Below are 757 nucleotides of genomic sequence, written 5' to 3'. Positions count from 1 at the left end.
CTCGACCCGATGCTGTCCAGCATCTGGCGCGATCCGCCGACCAACCGCCTCGCGAAGCTGCCGGTGCTCGGCCACCTGATGCGCTGGACCGACCGCGGCATGGACGTGCTGCATGTCGTCTACGAGCGCACGATCCGCTGGGTGTTCTCGGGCCGGCGCTACCGCATGCTGTTCCCGCCGATCCCGGCCTGGGGCCGGCCCTTCGATGCCGACGGCCGGCGCGATGCCTCGCAGCGGCGCGGTGTGCGCCTGGCGACCGTCACGCCGCGCGCGCTGGTGCTGCTGGGCGCGCTCGGCAGCTTCGTGATGGCCTTGTTCCTGTCGACGCAGATCGGCAGCGAGTTCATCCCCGATGCCGACAACAGCTACATCCAGCTGAACGTGACGTTGCCGGTGGGCACCAGCCTGCCGCGCGCGAGCGCGAAGCTGGCGCAGGTGGAGCAGGTGATCCGCGGCATGAGCGAGGTGCGCCTGACCTCGACGACGATCGGCGACACCGGCAACGGCAGCCGCAACTCGGCGACGCTCGCGATCCAGCTGGTGAAGCCCGGCGAGCGCAAGCGCAAGCAGAGCGAGGTCGAGGCGGCGATGCGCGAGGCGCTGAAGCCGATTCCCGGCATCGAGATCACGGTCGGCCAGCAGCCGATCTACGTCGCGCTGCTCGGGCCCGATCCGAAGGTGCTCGAGACCGAGGTGCAGCGGCTCGCCGACAAGGTCGCCAAGGTCAAGGGCATCGCCGACCTGACGACCTCGGTGA

1 protein-coding gene is annotated in these 757 nt (G+C 70.0%); it reads left to right on the top strand.

The features are described 5' to 3' along the window. Positions 1–9: 9 nt before the first annotated feature. Positions 10–757, top strand: a 748-nt coding sequence (locus AC1D15_RS35495) for an efflux RND transporter permease subunit (protein ID WP_477829782.1), incomplete at its 3' end; no start/stop codon positions are given.

It is taken from the genome of Rhizobacter sp. P2_H2 (assembly GCF_056403375.1).
The sequence above is the reverse complement of the archived record's forward strand: the minus strand, read 5'-3'. Positions and strand labels throughout refer to the sequence as shown.